Annotated in this window: 19 protein-coding genes; 4 read left to right on the forward strand and 15 right to left on the reverse strand. The window is 65.9% G+C overall.

The features are described from left to right. Complete coding sequence (locus RSE14_RS05060) at nt 1-3423, forward strand: chromosome segregation SMC family protein (RefSeq protein WP_324076143.1); 3423 nt, start codon at nt 1-3, stop codon at nt 3421-3423. A gap of 171 nt (nt 3424-3594) precedes the next feature. On the opposite strand, the gene RSE14_RS05065 is transcribed toward RSE14_RS05060, so the two are convergent. The 5 genes from RSE14_RS05065 to rpmF all read right to left on the reverse strand — a co-directional run bounded on the left by RSE14_RS05065 (nt 3595) and on the right by rpmF (nt 6787). Next, nucleotides 3595-4029, reverse strand: coding sequence for a MerR family transcriptional regulator (locus tag RSE14_RS05065; RefSeq protein ID WP_324076144.1), 435 nt, complete (start codon nt 4027-4029; stop codon nt 3595-3597). A 33-nt stretch (nt 4030-4062) separates the two neighbouring features. Further along, a complete protein-coding gene (locus tag RSE14_RS05070) occupies nt 4063-4362 on the reverse strand; it encodes an integration host factor subunit alpha (protein WP_324076145.1) in 300 nt (99 codons plus the stop codon). Nucleotides 4363-4503: 141 nt separating this feature from the next. Then, on the reverse strand, nt 4504-5481 hold the full coding sequence (locus tag RSE14_RS05075; protein ID WP_324076146.1) for a beta-ketoacyl-ACP synthase III: 978 nt from the start codon (nt 5479-5481) through the stop codon (nt 4504-4506). After that, entirely contained in the window at nt 5478-6572 is a 1095-nt protein-coding gene (gene plsX, locus RSE14_RS05080; RefSeq protein ID WP_324076147.1) for a phosphate acyltransferase PlsX, read from the reverse strand. Before plsX ends, RSE14_RS05075 begins: the two co-directional genes overlap by 4 nt. A 38-nt stretch (nt 6573-6610) precedes the next feature. After that, nucleotides 6611-6787: a 50S ribosomal protein L32 gene (gene rpmF / locus RSE14_RS05085; protein ID WP_026092120.1), complete on the reverse strand. Its 177-nt coding sequence runs from the start codon at nt 6785-6787 to the stop codon at nt 6611-6613. Nucleotides 6788-7022: 235 nt separating this feature from the next. Between rpmF and RSE14_RS05090 the strand changes: the two genes are divergently transcribed. After that, nucleotides 7023-7418: an MAPEG family protein gene (locus RSE14_RS05090; protein WP_324076148.1), complete on the forward strand. Its 396-nt coding sequence runs from the start codon at nt 7023-7025 to the stop codon at nt 7416-7418. 119 nt (nt 7419-7537) lie between these two features. Here the strand turns inward: RSE14_RS05090 and RSE14_RS05095 are convergent, their stop codons facing one another. Then, nucleotides 7538-8203, reverse strand: coding sequence for an MBL fold metallo-hydrolase (locus tag RSE14_RS05095; RefSeq protein ID WP_324076149.1), 666 nt, complete (start codon nt 8201-8203; stop codon nt 7538-7540). A gap of 10 nt (nt 8204-8213) precedes the next feature. Next, a complete protein-coding gene (locus RSE14_RS05100; protein ID WP_324076150.1) occupies nt 8214-8891 on the reverse strand; it encodes a S24 family peptidase in 678 nt (225 codons plus the stop codon). A 165-nt stretch (nt 8892-9056) separates the two neighbouring features. Between RSE14_RS05100 and RSE14_RS05105 the strand changes: the two genes are divergently transcribed. Then, the gene (locus RSE14_RS05105) at nt 9057-9218 is read left to right on the forward strand and encodes a hypothetical protein (RefSeq protein WP_416379362.1); all 162 of its coding nucleotides are present in this window, start codon (nt 9057-9059) and stop codon (nt 9216-9218) included. Continuing rightward, nucleotides 9215-9625, forward strand: a complete 411-nt coding sequence (locus RSE14_RS05110; RefSeq protein WP_324076152.1) for a hypothetical protein — start codon at nt 9215-9217, stop codon at nt 9623-9625. Before RSE14_RS05105 ends, RSE14_RS05110 begins: the two co-directional genes overlap by 4 nt. A 134-nt stretch (nt 9626-9759) precedes the next feature. Here RSE14_RS05110 and RSE14_RS05115 read toward each other — a convergent pair whose 3' ends face one another. The 8 genes from RSE14_RS05115 to cobT form a co-directional block, all read right to left on the reverse strand. After that, a complete protein-coding gene (locus RSE14_RS05115) occupies nt 9760-11136 on the reverse strand; it encodes an aldehyde dehydrogenase family protein (RefSeq protein ID WP_324076153.1) in 1377 nt (458 codons plus the stop codon). A 27-nt stretch (nt 11137-11163) separates the two neighbouring features. Then, a complete protein-coding gene (locus RSE14_RS05120; RefSeq protein ID WP_324076154.1) occupies nt 11164-12822 on the reverse strand; it encodes an acetolactate synthase large subunit in 1659 nt (552 codons plus the stop codon). 165 nt (nt 12823-12987) lie between these two features. Next, nucleotides 12988-13926, reverse strand: a complete 939-nt coding sequence (locus RSE14_RS05125; protein ID WP_324076155.1) for a D-2-hydroxyacid dehydrogenase — start codon at nt 13924-13926, stop codon at nt 12988-12990. Nucleotides 13927-13936: 10 nt separating this feature from the next. After that, nucleotides 13937-14293 carry a hypothetical protein gene (locus tag RSE14_RS05130; protein ID WP_324076156.1) on the reverse strand — a complete coding sequence of 119 codons (357 nt, stop codon included), beginning with the start codon at nt 14291-14293 and terminating at the stop codon, nt 13937-13939. A gap of 104 nt (nt 14294-14397) precedes the next feature. Continuing rightward, on the reverse strand, nt 14398-15870 hold the full coding sequence (gene cysS / locus RSE14_RS05135) for a cysteine--tRNA ligase (RefSeq protein ID WP_324076157.1): 1473 nt from the start codon (nt 15868-15870) through the stop codon (nt 14398-14400). A 153-nt stretch (nt 15871-16023) separates the two neighbouring features. Then, nucleotides 16024-16683 carry a nitroreductase gene (locus tag RSE14_RS05140; protein ID WP_324076158.1) on the reverse strand — a complete coding sequence of 220 codons (660 nt, stop codon included), beginning with the start codon at nt 16681-16683 and terminating at the stop codon, nt 16024-16026. Beyond that, complete coding sequence (locus RSE14_RS05145) at nt 16680-17138, reverse strand: DUF7684 family protein (RefSeq protein ID WP_324076159.1); 459 nt, start codon at nt 17136-17138, stop codon at nt 16680-16682. Before RSE14_RS05145 ends, RSE14_RS05140 begins: the two co-directional genes overlap by 4 nt. Further along, nucleotides 17135-18970 (reverse strand): cobaltochelatase subunit CobT, encoded by a 1836-nt coding sequence (gene cobT / locus RSE14_RS05150; RefSeq protein WP_324076160.1) that lies wholly within the window; start codon nt 18968-18970, stop codon nt 17135-17137. Before cobT ends, RSE14_RS05145 begins: the two co-directional genes overlap by 4 nt. Between the last annotated feature and the right edge of the window lie 5 nt (nt 18971-18975).

The following is an 18975-nucleotide window of genomic DNA, read 5'->3' on the forward strand; positions in this document are numbered from 1 at the left end:
ATGCAGATCCACCGGCTCAAGCTCAGCGGATTCAAGAGCTTCGTCGAGCCGGCGGAACTGCGCATCGAACCCGGGCTGACCGGGGTCGTCGGCCCCAACGGCTGCGGCAAGTCCAACCTGCTCGAAGCAATCCGCTGGGTCATGGGGGAAACCTCGGCCAAGTCGCTGCGCTCGGGCGGGATGGAGGATGTGATCTTCGCGGGCACCTCCACCCGGCCCCCGCGTGACTTTGCAGAAGTGGTGCTCCACGCCGCAGATGACGGCGGCGAGGAGCTGGTCGTCACCCGCCGGATCGAACGCGGGGCCGGCAGCGCCTACCGCGTCAATGGCCGCGATGTGCGGGCCAAGGATGTCGCCCTCACCTTCGCCGATGCCGCCACCGGCGCGCACTCCCCCGCCCTCGTCAGCCAGGGCAAGATCGCGGCAGTGATCGCCGCCCGCCCGGCCGAGCGCCGCGCGATGCTCGAAGAAGCTGCCGGCATCGCGGGGCTGCACGTGCGCCGCAAGGATGCCGAGAGCAAACTGCGCGGGGCCGAGGCCAATCTGGCGCGGCTCGAAGACCTGATGGCGGGGCTCGACGCGCAGATTTCCTCGCTGAAACGGCAGGCCAAGCAGGCCGAGCGCTACACCGAGCTGACCCACAAGATCCAGAGCGCCGAGGCCCGCCTGCTGTTCGCCCGCTGGCGCGAGGCCGCCTTTGCCGCGAAGGAAGCCCGCGCCGCCGCCGAAAGCGCCAATGCCGCTGTCGCCGAAGCGCAGGCCCGCGTCGCCACGGCACAGGCCGATCAGGCCGAAGCCGCCAAACTGCTCGCCGATGCGCGCGACGAACTCGCAGACCGGCGCGATGATGCCAGTGCCCACGGCCACCGCATGGCCGCCCTCTCCGAAAAGCTCGAAGCCGCCGAAACCCGCCTCGCCGATCTCACCCGCCAGCAGACCCGCCTCGAGGAAGACCGCGCGGATGCCGACCGGCTGACCAGCAGCGCGGTCGAGGCACTGGCGCGGCTCGAAACCGAAATTGCCACCAGCCGCACCGCGCTCGCCGCTGCCGAGACCGCCCGCCCCGCGCTTGCCAACCGCGCCGAGGATAGCGAACGCGCCAGCCGCGCGGCCGAACTCGCGCTCGCCAAGGCAACGGCGGATCACGCCGGGGTCGAGGCTGAATGGCGCGTCGCCGAAGCCGCGGTGGAACAGGCGCAGGGGCGGCTGGCGCGGATCGAGGCGGATCTGGCGCGGCTCGAACGCACCCGCGCTGAGCTGGCCCAGAGCGGCGATGCGGAAGCCGAGGTGGTCGCGGCGCGCAAGTCTTCCGAAGATGCCGTCCAAGCACTCACCGCCTTGCGCGAAAAGCTCGCTGCCGATCAGGCGCGCAAGGGTGATTTGCAAGGCGCGCGCGACGAAGCCTCGGCGCGGCTCGCCACTGCCCGCGCCGAACTTGCCGGGGTGGAGCGCGAATACACTGCCCTGGCCCGTGACCGCGAAGCCCGCGCCAAGCGCGAGGCCGGGCGGCAGGGCCTTGCCGCCGCGCTCGACAAGGTGCGCGTTGCCCCCGGCTATGAACGCGCGCTCGCCGCGGTGCTGGGGCGTGACGGCAAGTCGCCGCTGGGCGCGCCCGTCAGCCCGCAGGACGGACGCTTCTGGACCGGCGCTGCTGCGCCCAAACGGGTGGCCGACAGCCTGCTCGCGCACCTCAAGGATTGCCCCGCCGAACTCGAAGCCCGCCTTGCGCTGGTGCATTGCGTCGATGCCGATGACGGGCGCGAACTGGCGCCCGGCGAATGGCTTGTGACCCGCACCGGACACCTGCGCCGCTGGGACGGCTTCGTGGCGCGCGGCGAAGGGGCTGCCGAAGCCGCGCAGCTCGAAGCCGCCAACCGCTTCGCCGAGCTCGAAGCCGCGCTGCCGCCCTTGCGCCAAGCCCTTGCTGCCGCCGAGGCCGAGGATGCCGCTGTGCGCGAGGAACTCGGCCAGCTCCAGACAGCGCTGGTCGCACAGGAGCGCAGCATTGCCGGCGCGATCGAGGCCGAGCGCCAGGCGCTGCGGCGGATGGATCAGGCCGAGGCCGCCAAGGAGCGCATCGCCGCCCGCCTCGCCGAACTCGCGACCAGCCAGAGCGAGACCGAGGCCCAGATCGCGGCCGCTAAGGAGGAATGCGCCGCCGCCCTCGCCGCACGCGAAGGGCTGCCCGCGCGCGATCTCGGGCGCGCCGCGCTTGAGGCAGCGCAGGCGAAGAACGAGGCCGCGCGCTCCGCCGTGCAGGCCGCCTTGGCAGAACTCGCCGCGCAGGATCAGGCGCTGGCCGTCGCGCGCGAGCGGCTGGCGGCGCAGACCGCCGAGCAATCGGGCTGGAAGGCCCGCTCCAGCGATGCCGAACGCCGCATGGCCGAAGCCGCCCGCCGCCTCGCCGAAATCGCCGAGGAGCGCGCCGTCCACGCCGCCAAGCCCGCCGCACTCACCGCCGAAATCGAAGCTGGCGAGGCCACCCGCAACCGCCTCGCGGCAGAACTTGCCGCTGCCGAGGCCGCGATGCGCGAGGCCGAAACCCGTGCCCGCGCCGCCGATGCTGACCTTGCCGCGCGCACCGAAGCTCTCGCCCAGGCCCGCGAAGGCCGCGCCAGCCTTGCCGCCCGCGCAGAAAACGAGGAATCGCGCCGCACCGAACTCGCCCGCATTTCCGGCGAGCGCTTCCAGTGCCCGCCCCCGCTGCTGGGCGAACGCTTCGGCTTCGGCGAGGACGACATCGCGCCCGCCAGCAGCGAATCCGAGGAGCTCGAACGCCTCACTGCCGCGCGCGAGCGGATCGGACCGGTCAACCTCGTCGCCGCCGACGAATTGGCGCGGATCGAGGCCGAACACGGCAGCAATGCCGGCGAGCAGGCCGAACTGGCCGAAGCCATCGCCCGGTTGCGCGGTTCGATCGGCAGCCTCAACCGCGAGGGCCGCGAGCGGCTGCGCGCCGCTTTCGAGGAAGTGGACGCCCATTTCCGCGTGCTCTTCACCCGGCTGTTCGAAGGGGGGCAAGCGCACCTTGCGCTGGTGGACAGCGACGATCCGCTGGAGGCAGGGCTCGAAATCTACGCCCAGCCGCCGGGCAAGCGGTTGCAGTCGCTCTCGCTGCTGTCGGGCGGCGAACAGGCGCTGACGGCGACCGCGCTGATCTTCGCGCTGTTCCTCACCAACCCCGCGCCGATCTGCGTGCTCGACGAAGTCGACGCGCCGCTTGATGACGCTAACGTCGAACGCTTCTGCGATCTGCTCGAGTCGATGGTTGCCACCACCACCACGCGCTACCTGATCGTCACCCACAATGCGGTGACGATGAGCCGGATGCACCGCTTGTTCGGGGTGACAATGGCGGAAAAAGGCGTCTCGCGCCTCGTCAGCGTCGATCTGGGAGAAGCGGCGCTGATGGCCGCCGAGTAGGCTAGAGCACTTTCCGGCCATTCCGATCCACCCTGATCGCGTCAGGAAGCCCGCTGGACAGGAGTGGCGCGCAGCGCGGGCCCTTAGGCCCCCGGGCAAGCGTCACGACGAAGCCAGCGGGCTTCCTGACGAGACCCCGCAAGGGGCGGGCCGGAATGGCCGGAAAGTGCTCTAGGCCTCCAGCGCCGCCGCCAGCCTTGCGCGGACGGCCTTAAGCCCGGCGATCACTTCGGCCATGTCCGGCCCTTCGCTCACCAGCAGGCGGACGCCGGGGGTATCGGCAGGTTCGGCTGCGGCGCGGCGGTCTGCACCGGCACGGCGATCCTCGCTGCGACGATCCAGACCCGACTTGGCCGAGGCGCGCAGCACCGCTTCGGCGCCTTTCAGGGTATAGCCCTCGCGGTTGACCAGCCGGTCGATCGTCTCGACCAGCGCGACATCGCTGGCGCGGTAATAGCGGCGACCGCCGCTGCGCTTCAGCGGTTTCAAAAGCGGGAATTGCGCTTCCCAGTAACGCAGCACGTGGGGCTTGATGCCGAGCGCCTCGCTGACTTCGCCGATGGTGCGCAGCGCGCCGTCGTCTTTTCCGTCATCGAACCCGGCCATCAGCCCTCACCTTGTGCTTCGCTTGCAGGCCGGTCAGCCCTTGGCGATCCGTTCCTTGAGCAGCTGGCTCGCCCGGAAGGTCATCACCCGGCGCGGGGTGATCGGAACTTCCACCCCGGTCTTGGGGTTGCGGCCAATCCGCTCGTTCTTGTCGCGCAGCACGAAGCTGCCGAAACCGGAAATCTTGACGTTCTCGCCCTTGGCGAGTGCGTCGCTCATCTTGCCGAGGATCGCTTCGACCATGTCGAGCGATTCCGCGCGGCTGAAGCCCATCTTGCGATTGATCGTTTCCGCGAGATCTGCGCGGGTCAGGGTGCCTACCGAACGCATCATGCGTTTTCTCCCTCGTTGGCGCGACCCATCCGAGAGACTCGAGGTTTACAATTTTTCACCGATTTTGCAACGCGATGCCGCGTGGTTGCCCACGTTTTCAGCATTTGTGTTAGGCACGCGGGGCCAAGGCCCCTGCGCGCGCTACATCCGGATCAGGCTCGCGCCCCAGGTAAAGCCACCGCCCATCGCTTCCAGCATCACCAGATCGCCCGCTTTGATCCGCCCGTCCTTGCGCGCCACATCGAGCGCCAGCGGCACGGATGCAGCCGAGGTGTTGGCGTGCTGGTTGACGGTCACAACCACCTTGTCCGGCGAAATGCCAAGCTTGCGGGCGGTGGCATCGAGGATCCGCTTGTTCGCCTGATGCGGCACGACCCAGTCGATCTGGTCAACCGAAACATCTGTACCTTCAAGCACTTCCTTCAGCACATCGGCAAGGTTCACCACCGCGTGGCGGAACACTTCCTGCCCCCGCATGCGGACATGACCAACTGTTTGCGTGGTAGAGGGGCCGCCGTCGACATAGAGCAGATCGTGCTGCGCCCCGTCGGCATGGAGCCGCGTGGCGAGAATGCCGGGCGCGTCCTTGCTGGCGCTCGCTTCGGCGTTCGGCGCTTCGAGCACCACCGCCCCCGCGCCATCGCCGAACAGCACACAGGTAGTGCGGTCTTCCCAATCGAGAATGCGGCTGAAGGTTTCCGCGCCGATCACCAGCGCGCGTTTTGCCATGCCGGTGCGCAGCATCGAATCGGCGATGCTCAGCGCATAGAGAAAGCCCGAGCACACGGCCGCGACATCGAACGCGATCCCACCATTGCAGCCCAGCGTGTCCTGCACCTTCGTGGCGGAGGCGGGGAAGGTGTTGTCGGGGGTGGCGGTGGCCAGCACGATCAGCCCGATGCTCGACGCATCCACCCCGGCATCGGCGAGCGCTGCGCGCGCGGCAGCGGTGGCGAGGGTCGCGGTGGTCTCGCCCTCGCCGGCGACGTGGCGCTGGCGGATGCCGGTGCGCTCGACGATCCACTCGTCCGAGGTTTCGACCGTCTCGGCCAGCTCGGCATTGGTCACAATCCGGGCTGGCAGAGCCGATCCGGTGCCGAGGATGCGCGAGCCGCTCATGCGGGGTTCCCGTCGTTGTTGTTCTTGGCCGAAGTGCCACGTGCGCTCTTGCGCAGCGCGTCCTCGCCGAGTTGCGAGAGGTCCTGCGCGATCCGCTCGGTCAGCTTGTTTTCGAGCAGGCGCGCGGCCACCGCGACGGCATTGGCGACACCCTTGGCATTGGCGCTGCCGTGGCTCTTCACCACCACACCATTGAGGCCGAGGAACACCGCGCCGTTGTGATTATTGGGATCGAGATGGTGCTTCAGCAGCTCGGTCGCGGGGCGCGAGACCAGGAAGCCGATCTTGGAGCGCAGCGAGGAAGTGAAGGCCTGCCGCAGCAGATCGGTGACGAAGCGGGCCGAGCCCTCGATCGCCTTCAGCGCGATATTGCCCGAGAAGCCATCGGTGACGACGACATGGGTCTCACCGCGATTGATCTTGTCGCTCTCGACGAAGCCGTCAAACACCAGCGCCAGCTTGCCATCCTCGCGCGCGGCGGCGGTGAGCATGGCGGCGGCATCGCGCAGTGCCTCGGTGCCCTTGATCTCTTCGGTGCCGATGTTGAGCAGGCGCACCACCGGCTTGTCGAAGCCGTTGACGATGCGCGAGTAGGCCGCGCCCATCACCGCATATTGCACGAGGTTACGCGCGTCCGCTTCGGTGTTGGCGCCGAGGTCAAGCATCACCACGTCATGGGCCTGCAAGGTCGGCATGATCGCGGCGAGCGCCGGACGATCGATCCCCGGCATGGTGCGCAAGGCAAGCTTGCTCATTGCCATCAGCGCGCCGGTGTTGCCCGCGCTGACAGCCGCGCCGGCCTCGCCGGTCTTCACCGCATTGACGGCAAGGCCCATGCTGGTGGTCTTGGCGCGGCGGATCGCCTTGCTCGGCAGTTCGTCTCCGCCGACCACGTCATCGCAATGCAGGATTTCCGAGGCCGCGCGAAGATTGGGGTGGTTTTCGAGCGCGGCTTCAATACGCGGGCCGTCTCCGACCAGCAGGAACTTGAAGTCCTCGTGACGGCGGCGGGCCAGCGCCGCGCCTTCGACCATCACGCGCACGCCTTCGTCCCCGCCCATCGCATCGACAGCGATACGCGGCAGGCTCATCGTGCTTCTCTCCGGTCTAATGTCAATGCCAGCGGCGATCAGCCGACGGCAACAACCTGACGCCCGTTGTAGTGGCCGCAGTGGCCGCAGATGTTGTGCGGACGCTTCAGCTCACCGCAGTTCGAGCATTCGTGGAATGCCTCGACCTTCAGGGCATCGTGCGAACGACGCATGCCGCGACGGGAAGGCGATACTTTTCTCTTGGGGACAGCCATGGTGGCACCATTTCCTCAAATAACTGACGTGGCACCACCACCCTAGGACTTTGGCGCCTGTGATTCTCGAAGGCCGCCCTTACGGCAAGGTTGGCGCACGCACAAGCACAAGCCGAGCGCGCTTTCCTTGGCCAGCAATGGCGGGAAGGCGCGCGCTATAGCGTAAAATTCGCGCGTTGCAACCCGCTCGGGCTCACCCTAGCAAGGGCGTCACACAAACGAGGGGATCTCCATCATGACCGTGCTTCCTGTAACGCTCGCCGCCGCGGCGGCTGCCGCCGTGCTCAACATCTGGCTGGGGATCCGCATCGGCGCCCTGCGCACCGCGCTGCAGGTGAGCATCGGCGATGGCGGACACGAAAGCCTGCAGCGCCGGATGCGCGCGCAGTTGAACTATGTCGAGAACACCGCCTTCGTGCTGGTGCTGATCGCGGCCATCGAACTCGCCGGCGTCGGCAGCTGGTGGCTGGCTTACGTGGCAGCGGCCTATTTCATCGGCCGTGTGCTGCACGGCTTCGGCATGGACGGCGCCAAGCTGAAGGTCGGCCGGATGATCGGAACGCTGGCGACGATGCTGATTCAGCTCGGCCTCGCGGTGGTGGCGACGCTGACGGCCGCGGGGGTGATGTAAGCTCACCCTCGTCATTGCGAGGAGCCGGAGGCGACGCGGCAATCCATGACCGGACCTTGGCACCCAATAGCCATGCTGGTTGATGGATTGCTTCGCCTGCGGCTCGCAATGACGATCATTCAGGACAAGGCATAATCCGAGACGAAAGCGTTCGTCTTGCGCTCGCGGCCGAAGGTGCTGGTGGGGCCGTGGCCGGGGATGAACATCACGTCCTCGCCAAGCGGCCAGAGGCGCTGGGTGATCGAATCGATCAGGTCCTGATGATTGCCGCGCGGAAAGTCGGTGCGGCCGATCGAGCCCTGGAACAGCACGTCGCCGACAATCGCGAACCGGCTGGGCGCGTGGTAGAACACCACGTGGCCGGGGGTGTGGCCGGGGCAATGGATCACATCCAAGGTGAGTTCGCCCACCGTTACCGTGTCCCCGTGCTTCAGCCAGCGGGTGGGCGTGAAGCTCTTCGCCACCATCCCCCAGCGCGGGCCGTCATCGTCCAATTGGTCGATCCAGAAGCGGTCATCCTCATGCGGGCCTTCGATGGGGAGGCCGAGTTCGTCGGCCAGCATCCCGGTCTGCCCGCAATGGTCGAGATGCCCGTGGGTGACGAGCAGCTTCTCGAGCGTCACGCCCGCCTTGGCGACAGCCTCTTTCAGCTTGTCGAGATCCCCGCCGGGATCGACCAGCGCGCCGCGCATGGTCTTGGTGCACCAGATCAGCGAGCAGTTCTGCTGCAGCGGTGTCACCGGAATGATCGCGGCGCGAATGGGGAGTGTCGTTTGGTCCGTCATGAGAGCGGGCTTAAATCCTCCCACCCTTCCACACAACCCGCCCGATGATCGCCACCTCGTCTGCCGAGACCTCGACCGGCGGGTAGGCGAGGTTCTGCGAGAGCAGCGCGATCCGCCCTGCCCCCGCGCTGGCGACGCGCTTGACCATCAACGTGTCGCCGAGGCGCACCACGTGGATGCCGTCGCGGAAGGCACGCGGGGATCGGTCGACGAGGATTTCGTCGCCATCATTGAGGAGCGGCTCCATCGAATCTCCTTCCACGCGGATCGCGGAAAGCTGCGCGCTTTCGAGCCCCTGTTCGGCGAGCCAGCGGCGCGAGAAGCGGAAGGTGTCGAAGGCGCCCTCGCCCCCTGGCACTGCTCCCGGTCCGGCTGACGCGCCGAGATCGAGCCGCGGCACATCGACCCATACCCCGGTTTCGCGCCTAGGGGCCTTTACATAGGAATTATCCTGCGCCTCGCGCAGCTCTGCCTCCGTCACCCCAAGGAAGCGGGCGAGCGTCGCGCGGTCCTGCTCCTCCAGCTTGCGCGGCGAGCCTTTGCGAATGAATTGCTGGAGATAGGTCGGATTGCGCCCCAGCAACTCGGACAGGGAGGCGAGACTCACCCCCCGCTCCTGCGACAGGGCAAGCAGTCTGGCGCGCGGTCCGGCGAGGCTCTGGACGGGGTTTTGCGGGTCATTAAGCATGAAAACATCCTACACGTAGGATTTTTCCTAGACAAGTAGGAAATGTAGTGAAACATTTCAGGAACATCGGGCGATTCGTTCGGTGTCGGCCCCGCCGTCAGCGCGCAAGAGGGAGGTCAAACCATGCTGCTTCGGACCATCGAGTCGTTCCTGCGGACACACGACATGCCCGCCACCAAATTCGGGCGGCTCGCTGCCCATGATCCGCGCTTCGTGCTCGATCTGCGCATGGGCCGCTCGCCCCGCCGCGACACCGAGCTGCGCACCCGCGCATGGATGCAGGGCTATTCCGACCGCGCCAATGCCCAGATGAAGGAGATGGTATGATGCTGACCGAGAGCCACCGCGATCCCTTCGCCCACGCCTTTGCCGATCTCGATGATTTCGAGGTCAAATCGCTCGCCGCCGCCTTCCGCCCGCGCCGCACCACGGCAGACCGGGTGCGCGCCGCGCTCGCCGGCCTCGCCGGGGGCAAGGGCACCCTGCTCAGCCATGACGAGACCGCATGGGCCTCGATCACCTTTTCCGGTACCCGCCACTGCGTAGTGATGGAATTCTGCGGTATCGATGCGGTTGCCTGCGGCGAGGACCTGATCGAGCGCCTGCCCGATCACGAATTCGCGATCCCCGGCCAGCTGGTCGCCGATGCCACCATCGCCATGGTCGACCACCGCTTCGGCGCGATGGAACGGCTGGAAGTGACCTGCGTCCTGCTGCTGCTGGAGGAGGGGTGAAAGAGCCTGACCGTGAGGGGAGGCGCCATCGGGCCACAGGCCCGCAAGGGCGACCGCCCGCCCGCAGCGGGCGCAGCTTTGCTGCGCGTCAAGCGAGGACGCTCGCCCGGATGGGCGAGCGTAACACAAACACCCTAACCCCTGAACACGATCATCTTCTCGATGGTCATCTCGTGGCAGGTATAGGGGATCCCCCCCACGCCATGCCCCGATGTCCGCAAGCCCGCAAAGGGCATCCAGTCGGTGCGGAAGGCGGTGTGATCATTCACCATCACGGCTGAGGCATCGATGTTGCGATAGGTGTAGAGCGCAGCCGCCAGATCATTGGTGAAGACCGCCGCCTGAAACGCCACATCCAAGGAATTGGCCTGGGCAATCGCAGCGTCGACGTCCTCATAGCCATAGACGCAGACCGCCGGGCCGAAGACTTCATTGCGCGAGATCGTGGCATCCACCGACGGGTTCAGCAGCACGGTCGGCGCATAGGTGGTGTGCGAGAGCTTCTCGCCCCCGCACAGGATCTGCGCGCCGCCCGCACGGGCCTCGTCGATCCATTTGCCGACGCGCTCGACTTCCTTCGGCCGGATCAGGGGCCCGCATTCGGTATCCGCGTGGATTGCGTTGCCGACCTTCAAGGCGCTTGCCGCTGTTGCCAGCCGCTCGGCCAGCTCGCCGACGATGCTCACATGGGCAAAGACCCGCTGCACCGAAACGCAGACCTGCCCCGAATGGTAGAACCCGCCCTTGGCAATGCTCGGCACCGCAAGGTCGAGATTGGCGCTGGGATCGACGATCACCGGCGCCACCCCGCCATGCTCCAGCGCGCAGCGGGTGCCGGGCGCAAGCTTGGTCCGCAGCGACCAGCCCACACCTGCCGAGCCGATGAAGCTGAAGAAGGCGACGCGGGGATCGCTGACCATCCGTTCCGACACATCGCGCGGCGGCTGGACCGCCTGTGCCCAGTCCGGCTCCAGCCCCGCCTCGTGCAGGATCGAAATGAATTCGAAGCACGACAGCGGGGTGTCGGCCGCGGGCTTGACGATCACCGGACAGCCCACCGCCACGGCGGGCGCGACCTGATGGACGATCAGATTGAGCGGGTGGTTGAAGGCCGAAACCGCCACCACCACGCCAATAGGCTCACGCGTGGTCCATGCGAGGCGGCCATCACTCGCCGCCGTCAGCCCCATCGGGATCTCGGTGCCGCGCAGAGAGCCGATCTCGTGGATGCACAGTTCGATCCCGTTGATCGCGCGGTCCACCTCCACCCGCGCATCGATCAGCGGCTTGCCTCCCTCGTTCGCGATCTGGAAGGCGAGATGATCGCGCCGTTCGCGCATGATCTCGCAGGCCCGGTGGAGGATCGCCGCGCGCTGGTGCGGCTTCTTCCACTGGCTGCGGTCGCGGGCCAGCCGGTGGGCGCGGGCGAGCGCCGCGTCCACCGCTGCCCAGTCATGCGTTGGCACAGAGCCGATCACCGACAGGTCGAAGGGATTGACCACTTCATGCATGGCAGATGTCCTTACCCTGACCGGTGATCACAGCTCCTTCGAAAGCCGCTTGATGTCCTTGTTCAGGATCTGGTCGTTCTCGGTGTAATCGACCGGACAATCGATCAGGTGCACGCCCGGCGTATCGCGGCAATGGGCGAGCAATTCGCGCAGGTGCTCCGACGAGGTTACCCGGTGGCCGTGTGCGCCATAGCTCTCGGCATATTTCACATAGTCCGGATTGCCATAGGTCAGGCCGAAATCGACAAAGCCCATGTTGGCCTGCTTCCAGCGGATCATCCCGTAGGCATCGTCGCGCAGGATCAGCACGGTGAGATTGAGGCCGAGGCGCACCGCGGTTTCCATCTCCTGGCTGTTCATCATGAAGCCGCCATCGCCGCAGATCGCCATCACCTTGCGCTCAGGGTAAAGCATCGCGCTCATCATCGCCGACGGCAGACCTGCTCCCATCGTCGCCAGCGCATTGTCGAGCAGCACGGTGTTGGGCAGGTAAGCGGTATATCCGCGCGCGAACCAGATCTTGTAGACCCCGTTGTCGAGACAGATGATCCCGTCATGCGGCATCGCGTCACGCACCTGCTGGACGAGATGCGGCGGGAAGATCGGGAAGCGGGTATCGGCGGCAAGCGCGCTGGTGTGGTCGACCTCGGCCTTGTGATAGGCCAGCATGTGGGCGAAATCCCAGCTGCGATTGGGGCTGATGTCTTCCTTCATCTGCCAGATCGCGTTGGCGATATCGCCGATCACCTCGATCTGCGGGAAGTACACCGGATCGACCTCGGCGGTGCGGGTCGAGACGTGGATCACGGTGACGCCATTGTCCTTCATGAAGAAGGGCGGCTTTTCGATCACGTCATGGCCGACATTGATGATGCAGTCGGAATCCTCCACCGCGCGGTGGACGAAATCTCCGGCGGACAGCGCCGCGCAGCCCAGGAACTTGGGGTGGCGCTCGTCGATCACACCCTTGCCCATCTGGGTGGTGAGGAAGGGGATGCCGGTCTTCTCGACGAATTGTTCGAGCATCCGCCCGCACAGCTTGCGGTTGGCGCCCGCGCCGATCACGAGCACCGGATTCTTGGCGCTTTCGATCGCCTGCACAGCGGCGCGCACGGCCTTGGGCTCGGCGCTGGGACGGCGCGCGATGCTCTTGGGCAGCGGCTTCCAGTCGGTGGTCGGCTCTTCCGCGATATCCTCGGGCAGCTCGATCAGGGTAGCGCCGGGCTTTTCCTCCTCGGCGAGGCGATAGGCTTCGCGCACGCGGCTGGGGATGTTGTCGCCCGCGGCAATCTGGATCGCATATTTGGTGATCGGCTTCATCAGCGCGACGATATCGACGATCTGGAAGCGGCCCTGCTTCGACTTCTTGATCGGCTTTTGCCCGGTGATCATCAGCACCGGCATCCCGCCCAGCTGCGCATAGGCCGCCGAGGTCACAAAATTGGTCGCGCCCGGGCCGAGCGTTGCGACGCACACCCCGGTCTTGCCGGTGTGGCGGCCATAGGTCGCAGCCATGAAGCCGGCGCCCTGTTCGTGGCGGGTGAGGATCAGCTTGATCTGCTTCGACCGGCTGAGCGAATCGAGAAAATCGAGGTTTTCTTCCCCCGGAACGCCGAAAATATACTCGCAGCCCTCTGCTTCGAGGCACTCGACAAAGACGTCCGAGGCTTTCTTGGTATCGCTCATTGCTGCAATTCCCCCCAACTGCATATGCGGCGCGATGCGCGCCTTTGCCGGCCTTGCGCTACCCGCCCCCATGCGGATAGCCCGGCATCATGACGGCGTCGTGATGACGCAACCCAAGCCCCAAGTATTGCAGAAAAGCGCCAAGGCGCAATGCGGCCGTGCGATTCAATATCCGAGGCGTGGATCAAAAACCGGGGCAACCGGCTCCCCGCGCAGATATTTGTGCAAGTTTTCGAGGAAGCGCTCGCCCGAGCGGATGAACATCTTGCTCTGCGCGCGGCCCGACAGGTGCATCGAGATATGGGCGTTGTCGAGGCTCCAGAGCGGGTGATCGGCAGGCAGAGGTTCGGGCGTGGTCACATCGAGAAATGCACCAGAAATCGCTTTCTTTTCAAGCGCTTCCACCAGCGCCGGCTGGTCGATCACAGAGCCGCGCGCGATGTTGACGATGACACATTCGCGGTTCATCGCGGCCAACTCTGCCGCTCCGATCATCCCTTCGGTCTCGGGGGTAGAGGGCACGGCGAGGATCACCCAGTCGAATTCGCTTAAGCGAGCGCGCCATTCATCCGGGCCGAGCGTGTTCTCCCCCGCACTGCGGCGGACGACTGTAACATCGACGTCGAAGGCCTTTAGGCGCGGCTCGATCAGCCTGCCGATCGCACCATATCCCAGCAGTAGCGCCTTCGATCCGGCCAGTTCGCGCTTGCCGGGCGAATCGAGCAGCCATTCGTGCCGGTCCTGCGCACGCACCACCTCGCGGTAGCCCTTGGCGATGTTGAGCATCCCCATCAGCACATATTCGGCGATGGTGATGGCATTGATCCCGGCCCCGTTGGTGACGGTGATGCCGCGTTCGATCAGCACATCCATCGGCAGGAAATCGAGACCCGCGTAAATCGAATTGAGCCACTTGAGCTTTTTCGCCGCGCGAAGGGTTTCGGCCATCGCGGCCTGATCGTTCATGTCGAACCAGCCGATTTCGGCCTCGGCAACCGCGTCCATCGCCTCCTCGTGGGTCATGAACCAGCGCACATCGAGATTGGCCGGCAGATGCGGTTCGAGCATCGGGCGGATCAGCCCGGAGATGGCGAGAATGGTCATGGCGACAGCGTTACTGCCGGAAAGCGAGCCACGCCACCCCTGCCAGAACCGGCAGTCCGGCAAGATCAATCTGGGCGATCTTGCGCAAGGGCGCGGGCGATCCGGCCTGCCAGTAGAGCAGCAGGAAGCTCACCATGCTGATGCCCACCACCAGCACCGCCAGCCGCCGTCCCTCCGGAACGAAAGCGGCGAAGATGCAGGCCACGAACACCGCAAAGAACAGGCCCGCGCGGTGGTGCATCAACAGGAACAGCGGATTGTCCGGCTGGAGGCGATAGAGCGTCGTCAGCGTCGCCGGCCGAAACAGCGCGAGCGCGGGCATGGCGTGGATCGCGGCGAGGATGAGCCAGAGAATCGGTTGCATCATGCAACTGGTTTAACTTCGGGACCGTTGGACGCAAGCTCAATCTACCCGTCGCCCCGGATCAAGCCCGGGCGGGGGAGGATGTGTTCCGCTCGCCTCGAACCGATCTAGAGCTTCCACTCCCACCCGAGCGGATCGCCGTCCATCACTTCAACGCCCAGGGCGCCAAGCTCGTCGCGGATCGCATCCGAAGCGGCGAAGTCCTTGGCAGCGCGGGCCTCCTTGCGGCGGGCGAGCGCGGCGGTGATTTCGTCCTCGGTGATGGTCGCAGCCTTGGGACGGATGCGCAGGTCGGCGCGGGTGAGGCTGAACAGGTTCAACCCCAGCACCGCGTCCATCTTGCTCGCCGCTGTGACAATGCATTCGGACGCGACCTTCTTCAGCCCGAGCATTTCCTCAAGCACTGTCAGCGCCTCGGCAGTGTTGAGGTCATTGGCGATGGCCGCATCGAAACGCGCAACCAGATCGCGGGTCACGCGCTCGCGCTCCCAGCTATCGCCGGGCACTTCCCGTTCGGGCAGACGAAGCTGGTCACGCCACTTGGCGATCCCCATCACCATCCGCTTCAAACGCGTCAGTGCAGCGCCCAAGCCTTCCCACGAGAACTCCAGCTCAGAGCGATAATGCGCCTGCAAGCACATCAGACGATAGGCCAGCGGGTGGTAGCCCTTGTCGATCAGCAGTTGCAGCCGCAGGAACTCGCCCGAGGACTTCGACATCTTCCCCGAACGCTCGACGAGGAAGTTGTTGTGCATCCAGATGCGCGCGCCGGAATTGCGCGGATCGTCGAGCCCGTTCGTGCAGCAATGCGCCTGGTTCTGCGCGATCTCGTTGGGGTGGTGGATCTCGCGGTGGTCGATCCCGCCGGTGTGGATGTCGAAGGGAAAGCCCAGCACCTCGCCGCTCATCACCGAGCATTCGAGGTGCCACCCCGGCGCGCCCCGGCCCCAGGGCGAATCCCATTCCATCTGGCGCGTTTCGCCCGCCGGAGTCTTGCGCCATATCGCGAAGTCAGCCGCGTTGCGCTTGCCCTCGACCGCTTCGATCCGGCCCTCGCCCTCTTCGGTGTTGGCGCGCGCCAGCCGGCCGTAGTCCGCCACGGTCGAAACGTCGAAATAGAGCCCGCTGTCGAGCTCGTAGCAGTGCTTGTCCGCAATGCCCTTGGCGAATTCGATCATCTGCGGGACGTAGTCGGTCGCGACCGTCCACTGCGCCGGCTGGCGAATATTCAATGCGCGCACATCGGCCCAGTAGGCCTGCTTGTAATGCTCGGCGATGTCCCAGATCGACTGCGCGCGTTCGGCAGCCATCTTCTCCATCTTGTCCTCGCCCGCGTCGGCATCATCGGTGAGGTGGCCGACATCGGTGATGTTGATCACGTGGGTGAGCTTCAGCCCCTTCCAGCTCAGCGTGCGCCCCAGCACATCGGCAAACACATAGGCGCGCATATTGCCGATATGCGGGTAGTTATAGACCGTCGGCCCGCAGGTATAGACGCGCGCCTCGCCGGCATGGACGGGCTCGAACACCTCGAGCGAACGGGTGAGCGAGTTGAACAGTTTCAGAGGCACGTCGGTCATGGGGGCGTGCTTTGGCCAGCAGAGCGCGCGCCGTCAATTATCTCGTCATTGCGAGGAGCCGCAGGCGACGCGGCAATCCATGGATGGACGGCGCGCCCTCGGACAACTCTGGCCATGGATTGCTTCGCCTGCGGCTCGCAATGACGAGGTGGGTCAGAACCCGATGAACTTGACCTGCTCACCCAGCGGCACGCGCTCGCGCTCGAAATTGTTCACCGGTGCGTCCGGATCGCGGTGGCCGATCGCCATGCCGCAGAAGAACATGTAGCGCTCGTGATCGAGGCCGAGGAAGTCGCGGATGGTGTTTGCATAGAGCGCCATGAATTCCTGGAAGCAGGAATCGAGCCCCTCCTCGCGCAGCAACAGCGCTACGGTTTGCAGCCACATGCCGACGTCGGACCACTGCGGCTCCTTCATCAGGCGCGGGAAATAGACGAACAGCACCGCGGGCGCATCGAAGCTGGTGGTGTTCTTGGCCATTGCGGCCATGCGCCCCGCGCCATCATCACGCGCAATCCCCATCGCGCCGAACATGCCAGCCGAAACACCGTCAAGCCGCGCCTTGTAGGCTTCTTCCTGCCCCGGTGCGGCCCAGTCATATTCGGCGGCGCCGGGGCCGTTGGCGATGATCTTTGCCTGCAAGTCCTTCAAGGCCTGGCCGGTGACGATGCTGGCTTCCCACGGCTGGTAATTGCAGCCCGAGGCCGCCCAGCGCGCCTTGTCCATCACGCGGGTAAGCGTGGCGAGATCGACCGGCGTGTCGAGAAAGGCCCGGATCGAGCGGCGGGTGGTGACAGCTTCGGTGACGTTCATTCAGAGTTCCCCAATTCCAGAGATTTGTGCTGTTGATTGTAAGCCGAGACAATCTCGGACGACCGTTCCTGCTCGTTCACATCGAGGATCGTCACGAGATGAAGGTCGAGCGTCGGGTGAAAAGCACACATCAGACAATGGAAGAAGACCTCGGACAAAGGCTCATCAGCGTGCCACGTGGTCATGACGTGATTGTCGTCAGTCAGCTCGGCACCACCGATGCGCTTGAGGTTTGCCCAGTCGACGCTGTCGTCCCACGATGAGCAGTTGCAACCCCACGCCATCATGTAGAGGCAGCCGCTGTCCACGATCCATTCGCTGACCTCATCCTGCCACTGGCTGGTTACATCCTGTTCGACGATCACGATCACGCGCCTGAGGGCAGGCTCAAGCGGCGGTAGCGCCGAGCCCGCAGGCAGGTGGATATACTCCACACTTTCCTCGCGCAGGCTCACCGCCCCTTCACACCCTTCTCATCCTCGAACAGCTCCGCGAGCTGCTCCATGATTGTGCCGCCGAGTTGCTCGACGTCCATGATCGTCACCGCGCGGCGATAATAGCGCGTCACATCGTGGCCGATGCCGATGGCGACCAGCTGGACGGGCGAGACCTTCTCGATCCACTCGATCACGCCGCGCAGGTGCGCCTCGAGATAGCCTGCGGAGTTCACCGACAGCGTCGAATCGTCCACCGGCGCGCCGTCGGAGATCACCATCAGGATGCGGCGTTCTTCGGGGCGGTAGAGCAGGCGGGAATGCGCCCAGATCAGCGCCTCGCCGTCGATATTTTCCTTCAGCAACCCCTCGCGCATCATCAGCCCGAGATTGCGGCGCGCGCGGCGCCACGGCTCGTCGGCCTGCTTGTAGATGATGTGGCGCAGATCGTTGAGGCGGCCGGGGTTCTGCGGCTTGCCATCGGCGAGCCATGCCTCGCGGCTTTGCCCGCCCTTCCACGCGCGGGTGGTGAAGCCGAGGATTTCGGTCTTGACCCCGCAGCGCTCCAGCGTGCGCGCCAGAATATCGGCGCTGATCGCGGCGATGCTGATCGGGCGGCCGCGCATCGAGCCGGAATTGTCGATGAGGAGCGTTACGATGGTGTCCTTGAACTCGACATCGCGCTCAACCTTGTAGGACAGCGCCGTGCCGGGCGAGATGATCACCCGTGCGAGACGCGCGGCATCGAGCACGCCCTCTTCCTGATCGAAATCCCAGCTGCGGTTCTGCTGCGCCATCAGGCGGCGTTGCAAGCGGTTGGCGAGCCGCGTCACCACGCCCTGAAGGCCGGTCAGCTGGCTGTCGAGATAGGCTCGCAGGCGATCAAGTTCTTCCGCGTCGCACAGGTCTGGCGCGGCGACTTCCTCGTCGAAGCGGGTCGTGAAGGCCTTGTAATCGACGCTCGCGGGCACTTCGGCCTGCGGGCGATTGGGGCGCACCGGAGCTTCGGCGCCGTCGCCGTCGTCGGAAGGATCGCCGTCGGACATCTCGCTGTCGGTCTGGGTGTCGGAGGACTGCTCGCCCTCGCCCTCGCCTTCGGCCATGTCGCCAGCCATTTCCGCAGATTGCGGATCGCCCTCGCCCTGGTTCTCGTCCTCGCCCTCGCTGTCGTCGGGGGCGTCCTCGTCATCGGGCTCGTCGCTGTCGCTCTCGTCGGGCGCGTCGGTCGGGCGGGTGAGATCAAGCTCGCGCAGCATGTCGAGCGCGAGCTTCTGGAAGGCTTCCTGATCGCCAATCTTTTCGGCCAGACCGGCAAAATCCCCACCGACCTTCTCTTCGAGGAAGTCGCGCACCAGCTCGATCCCGCCAGCCGCCTTCGCGGGCACCACCTCGCCGGTCAGCGCCTCGCGCACCAGCAGGGCCAGCGCGGTTTGCAGCGGAACCTCGGAGGAATTCTGCGCGCGCACGATCTTGTCGGATGCGGTGCGCATCTCGGTCGCCGCATCGAGATTGGCCTTGATCCCGCCAAAACGGTTCGCGCCCAAAGCCTCGTAACGCACCTGCTCGATCGCATCATAACAGGCCCGCGCAATCGGCTCGGGCGGCGCGGACTTGGCGTGGAGGGCGGCATCATGGTGACGCAGCTTCAGCGCAAAACTATCGGCGAAGCCGCGCGCTTCGGTCACCTGATCGGCCGGCAGATCGCGCCCCGGCAGCGGCACGCGGAAGCGGTTGCCCGCCGCGCCCGGCACATCGGCGCTCCATGCAACCTCGACCTCCGCGTCGCGCGCAATCGCACGGCTCGCGCCGGTCAGCGCCTGCTTGAACAGATCGAGCGGGGACTGGTCAGCCATGGGGG

This window comes from Erythrobacter sp. (assembly GCF_035194505.1).
In the GTDB taxonomy this organism is placed as follows: Bacteria; Pseudomonadota; Alphaproteobacteria; order Sphingomonadales; family Sphingomonadaceae; genus Erythrobacter.

What these genes read in the sequence shown, in the direction of transcription:
- RSE14_RS05105 (WP_416379362.1), top strand. Translation starts at nt 9,057, where the DNA reads ATGCCCGCCACCAAATTCGGGCGGCTCGCTGCCCATGATCCGCGCTTC.
- RSE14_RS05110 (WP_324076152.1), top strand. Translation starts at nt 9,215, where the DNA reads ATGATGCTGACCGAGAGCCACCGCGATCCCTTCGCCCACGCCTTTGCC.
- RSE14_RS05070 (WP_324076145.1), bottom strand. Translation starts at nt 4,362, where the DNA reads ATGATGCGTTCGGTAGGCACCCTGACCCGCGCAGATCTCGCGGAAACG.
- RSE14_RS05060 (WP_324076143.1), top strand. Translation starts at nt 1, where the DNA reads ATGCAGATCCACCGGCTCAAGCTCAGCGGATTCAAGAGCTTCGTCGAG.
- plsX (WP_324076147.1), bottom strand. Translation starts at nt 6,572, where the DNA reads ATGAGCCTGCCGCGTATCGCTGTCGATGCGATGGGCGGGGACGAAGGC.
- RSE14_RS05095 (WP_324076149.1), bottom strand. Translation starts at nt 8,203, where the DNA reads ATGACGGACCAAACGACACTCCCCATTCGCGCCGCGATCATTCCGGTG.
- RSE14_RS05065 (WP_324076144.1), bottom strand. Translation starts at nt 4,029, where the DNA reads ATGGCCGGGTTCGATGACGGAAAAGACGACGGCGCGCTGCGCACCATC.
- RSE14_RS05100 (WP_324076150.1), bottom strand. Translation starts at nt 8,891, where the DNA reads ATGCTTAATGACCCGCAAAACCCCGTCCAGAGCCTCGCCGGACCGCGC.
- RSE14_RS05130 (WP_324076156.1), bottom strand. Translation starts at nt 14,293, where the DNA reads ATGATGCAACCGATTCTCTGGCTCATCCTCGCCGCGATCCACGCCATG.
- cysS (WP_324076157.1), bottom strand. Translation starts at nt 15,870, where the DNA reads ATGACCGACGTGCCTCTGAAACTGTTCAACTCGCTCACCCGTTCGCTC.
- RSE14_RS05075 (WP_324076146.1), bottom strand. Translation starts at nt 5,481, where the DNA reads ATGAGCGGCTCGCGCATCCTCGGCACCGGATCGGCTCTGCCAGCCCGG.
- RSE14_RS05140 (WP_324076158.1), bottom strand. Translation starts at nt 16,683, where the DNA reads ATGAACGTCACCGAAGCTGTCACCACCCGCCGCTCGATCCGGGCCTTT.
- RSE14_RS05115 (WP_324076153.1), bottom strand. Translation starts at nt 11,136, where the DNA reads ATGCATGAAGTGGTCAATCCCTTCGACCTGTCGGTGATCGGCTCTGTG.
- rpmF (WP_026092120.1), bottom strand. Translation starts at nt 6,787, where the DNA reads ATGGCTGTCCCCAAGAGAAAAGTATCGCCTTCCCGTCGCGGCATGCGT.
- cobT (WP_324076160.1), bottom strand. Translation starts at nt 18,970, where the DNA reads ATGGCTGACCAGTCCCCGCTCGATCTGTTCAAGCAGGCGCTGACCGGC.
- RSE14_RS05090 (WP_324076148.1), top strand. Translation starts at nt 7,023, where the DNA reads ATGACCGTGCTTCCTGTAACGCTCGCCGCCGCGGCGGCTGCCGCCGTG.
- RSE14_RS05125 (WP_324076155.1), bottom strand. Translation starts at nt 13,926, where the DNA reads ATGACCATTCTCGCCATCTCCGGGCTGATCCGCCCGATGCTCGAACCG.
- RSE14_RS05120 (WP_324076154.1), bottom strand. Translation starts at nt 12,822, where the DNA reads ATGAGCGATACCAAGAAAGCCTCGGACGTCTTTGTCGAGTGCCTCGAA.